This window comes from Acidovorax sp. Leaf160 (genome assembly GCF_001424265.1).
In the GTDB taxonomy this organism is placed as follows: Bacteria; Pseudomonadota; Gammaproteobacteria; order Burkholderiales; family Burkholderiaceae_C; genus Paracidovorax.
In genome coordinates, this window is record NZ_LMOV01000020.1 from 1 (window position 1) to 4035 (window position 4035).

The window sequence follows — 4035 nt, forward strand, 5'->3', positions numbered from 1 at the left end:
GATCGAACTTCAAGGCGCTGCGAGGAGAGATCATGGCAAGGAGGACGGCTCAGGTCTTGTCGGTGAACAAGGGAGTGGCAGGGTTTTGAGAGGTTCCCAATAGCCTGCTGATTGCTCTGCTGCGCGCCAGCGGCATCCCCGCCCGTTACGTGTACGGTACCGTGGAATTGCCCGTTGCCCAAGTGCAGAACTGGGTGGGGGGCGCGCTCACCGCCGATGCCGCCCAACAAGTCCTGAGCCAAGGCGGCGTGCCCAACACCGTGCTCACCAAGTCCGGCAAAGACTTCGCCTTCCGCATGGAGCATGTCTGGGTGGAGGCCCTGATCCAGTACCAGCCCGGACGGGGAGCCAGGCATGTGCCAGGCGTCAGCACGCCGGACACCTGGGTACCCCTGGACGCCAGCTATAAGCAACACACCTTTCAGCAAGGCATGGATCTGCAAACCGCAGTGCCTTTGGACGCCCAGGCCCTGCTTGACGCTGCCCAGCAAGGCGCGCAAAGCAACGCCCAGGAAGGTTGGGTGCGTAACCTCAACACCACAGCCCTGCAAAGCCAGCTGAACGCCTATCAACACCAACTCAAGACCTACATCGACAGCCAGAACGGCGGCAAAAGCACCGTGGGCGAAGTGCTGGGCATCCGGAACGCCAGCATCGACCCGTTGCCCTACCTGGCTGGCACCTTGCCCTATGCCATAAAGGCCAGAACCCAGCAGTTCAGCGAAGTGCCGGACAGCCTGCGCACCCAGTTCCGCTATCAAATTTACGCCGACCAACGCAGCGCCGCGTGGGGAGACAGTCCCTTATTGAGCTGGCAAACCCCCACCGCCAGCCTGGCAGGCAAGAAAGTCACCATTGCCTGGGTAGCGGCCAGCTCAGCAGACCAAGCCGCCATAGAAGCCCTCATCCCCACGTCACCGCCTGGACAGGACCTTGACCCCAGCCAGCTCCCCAAGGGCCTGCCCGGCAGCATCCGCCTGAAGCCCGAAATCCGGCTGGATGGAAGCACCATCGCCACAGGCCCCGCCATGGGCGCAGGCAGCGAACCCGTGGGCGCAGGCGCGTTCACCCGCTACGGCAGCCAGGGCCAGGACTGGGATAAAACCCAGGACCAACTCATTGCTGGCCAACAAACCGCGCTGGGCGTGAGCATCCAGGGCATCAGCCTGGCGCAGATGGAAGCCCTCAAAACTCGGATGGAAGCCACCCAGCAGAAGCTGCAGCAAGCCCAGGCCGCCCCTCAAGACCAACGGGCCACCATCCTGGCAGGCATGACGGGCGAGAATCTGACGGGCGACCTGCTCACCGCCACCATCTGGGGTTACTTCGCCAGCCTGCAAAGCCACGGTGCCATCGCATCCAGCCAAGCGCAGACCTTTGACCTTCCCGCACTGGGCTATGGCCTTTTCCACGCCCAGGTCAAGCCCAACAAGCTCTACGGCATGGTCACCACCGGCATCAGCTTCCAGGGCCTGAACATGGACATCGGGCACCTGCGGCACATCCGCTGGGTGAAAGACGACAACCCGGGCAGCGCGATCAACAACAAGCCAGAGCTGACCCAAAACGGAAAGCCGGCAGCGCAAAACCGCTGGATCGCGTACAACAAGATGCGGGGCCAGTACGCCAGCGCGATGGAACATGCCGTACCGGAGCAACACTGGGTGGACAAAAGCCAGTGCCGGTACCTGGATGAGAACGGACAAACGCAGAACTCTGCCAAAGAAGACTGCACGCAGGGTATCAGTGCAGTGAAGGCCATTTCCATCGCCCAGGACCAGGGGCAGAAGATCTACACCATCAACCATAGCAATCGAGATACGGCTCTGCCAAAGCTTGCGTTAGGCGGAGAAACTGGAGCGGAAATCCGAAATGCCATCGAGGCGGGCAAGGAGGTGACCTTCCATGAAAGCCAGATCAGCGCGCACGGGTGGAGAGGATACGGGTACACCATCACTGACCCGGAGACCGGGGCGGGGGCTTACATCATCGAAGGCAAGGGCAATGGGGGATGGCTTGATTTGGGAGCGAGCGCCTTGCAGGCTGTTAGCTGTCGCATCCCGGCCGATCATATGGCCGCTTGAGAAACAGATCCGGGCGCTCGTGGTACCACTCTTTCATGGCCTGCATAGGCGTCTTGCTGCCCAGTGCTGACTGCGGCAACTGGTGGTTGTACAGGGCCACATAGCGCTGCAAGGTCTGCTGCATGTCCTCGCGGCTGTTGAATCGGTGGGTCTTGAGCACGTCCGCGATGCGGCCATTGAAGCGCTCCACCATGCCATTGGTTCTGGGCGTCCTGGGCTTTGTCAGCCGGTGCTCGATGCCCAGTTCCTGGCACAGCTGGTCGAACTCGTGCTGGCCACTGGGTTCGCGCTCCTTGCTGGCGAACAGGCGGTCCGTGAACTCCTTGCCGTTGTCGGTCAGCAGCTTCTTGATCCTGATCGGACAGGCCTTGTGCAGTGCGTTCAGAAAGGCCTTGGCACTGGCCGCTGTCTTGTGGGTCTTGAACTGCACGAACACCCACCGCGTGGCCCGGTCGATGGCCACGAACAGGTAGCGCCGGCTGCTCTCGTCCTGCATCTGGGGCAGGTACTTCACATCCATATGCACATAGCCTGGCTCGTAGCTCTTGAAGGCCTTGTGGACTACCGCCGGCTCGCGGGGCTTGAGGTCGTTGAGGTTGCCCGCTCCATGGCGGCGCAGGCACCGGTCCAGGCCCGAGCGCGAGACATGGGCGCAAATGAACTCGCGCGTGACCGCCAGCAGGTCATCGAGCGGCAGCAGCAGGGTTCGCCTCAGATGGACCACCACCGTCTCTTGCGCGGGCGTGAGCACCGTCTGCAGATGATGGGCCGTGTGCGAACGGTCCCCGAAGACCTCGCGCTTCTTCCATTTGTAGACCGTCTGCTCGGTAATGCCAAAGCGCTGGGCCAGGACGCTGGCCGTCTCGTGGCTGGCCGCGATCTCGGCACGCACGGCAGGCGTGGTGCGGGCGTTCTTGTGCAGGGCTATCAACATGGCTTCGCTCCCCGGGTGGATGGCAAGGACTCTATCAACTCTTGCAGAACCGAGCGGGCCATGAAGAGGGGATAGCGTTTGGGGTCTATGCAATCATCCGGGATGCGACAGTTAGCCAAATTGCAATTAGTGTGTTTATTATGTCTATGCTCTTGCCCTTAGTTGCGCCATACTTGGCGGTTGTTGGTATTGCAATCGCCGTACCTGCATTTTCACTTGGATTATTGACGGCTACCATTGCTATAACTTTAATCGTTACAGAGCTCGCCTATTATTACGATAGTCCAAACGGCGAGTTTGATGCAAATAAAAGATTTATGACTATTGCAACCTATATGCCGAGTATCTCTAGTCGTGCTGGGATTGTTTGGTTGTTTATCCGTGGACTATTGTTTTTTGGGAAGTAATTATGGATGCGAGAAATGTGGTTTCGCTCATGTTCTCTGTTGTAATTTTCGGATTTTTGTTTTACAAAAAGCCTAATATACCAATAGGCAGGAATAAGTACATTTCATATCAGGAAGGGAAAGTTCTGTGGATTATTGTTGTGTCGATTTTATTCTTGTCGGTAATTTATATTAATTTGAGGTAAGCTATTTTGTTCGCTCGTGTAAAATTTGCAGTCCCATGCCCATGGGTGAAGGCGCCGTTGGAAGTTTTGTTGGTTCATGTTTACAGCTTGAAGGCGACCTACATGTTTACCACCTAAAGCTAGGTCGCAATTTCAATAGGGCCCTTATTTTATATCCGAGGAATAACTGCGTAGACCACAGACGGGTTGACTATTGAAGGCGAACCGGTAGCGAGGCTACTGTTGCACAGGCGGAAGCGGGATCAACTTCAATGTTGTCAGTCATTCCATCTTGGATTTCGGGAGGTTTCCGGCCGCAACTGGCTATTAATTTTTCGATGACTATAGAGCGTGTTATGAACTTCCCGCCGAAGTCAGCACCCGTACGGCAGCGGGCAACATGAGCACTGCGAAAACCAGGAAATGCAGTCCACCGAGCACTTCGG

General features: G+C 57.8%; 3 protein-coding genes. 2 read left to right on the forward strand and 1 reads right to left on the reverse strand.

Features of this window, described 5'->3' with window-relative positions; genetic code table 11:
* The first annotated feature begins 110 nt into the window (after nt 1-110).
* Nucleotides 111-2084, forward strand: a complete 1974-nt coding sequence (locus ASF94_RS10695) for a transglutaminase-like domain-containing protein (protein ID WP_255355263.1) — start codon at nt 111-113, stop codon at nt 2082-2084.
* Here the strand turns inward: ASF94_RS10695 and ASF94_RS10700 are convergent.
* On the reverse strand, nt 2047-3018 hold the full coding sequence (locus ASF94_RS10700; protein WP_056665713.1) for an IS481 family transposase: 972 nt from the start codon (nt 3016-3018) through the stop codon (nt 2047-2049). The genes ASF94_RS10695 and ASF94_RS10700 overlap by 38 nt on opposite strands.
* A gap of 41 nt (nt 3019-3059) precedes the next feature.
* On the opposite strand from ASF94_RS10700, the gene ASF94_RS21255 reads away from it, so the two are divergent.
* Complete coding sequence (locus ASF94_RS21255; protein WP_156382505.1) at nt 3060-3425, forward strand: hypothetical protein; 366 nt, start codon at nt 3060-3062, stop codon at nt 3423-3425.
* The last annotated feature ends 610 nt before the right edge of the window (nt 3426-4035 follow it).

What these genes read in the sequence shown, in the direction of transcription:
- ASF94_RS10700 (WP_056665713.1), bottom strand. Translation starts at nt 3,018, where the DNA reads ATGTTGATAGCCCTGCACAAGAACGCCCGCACCACGCCTGCCGTGCGT.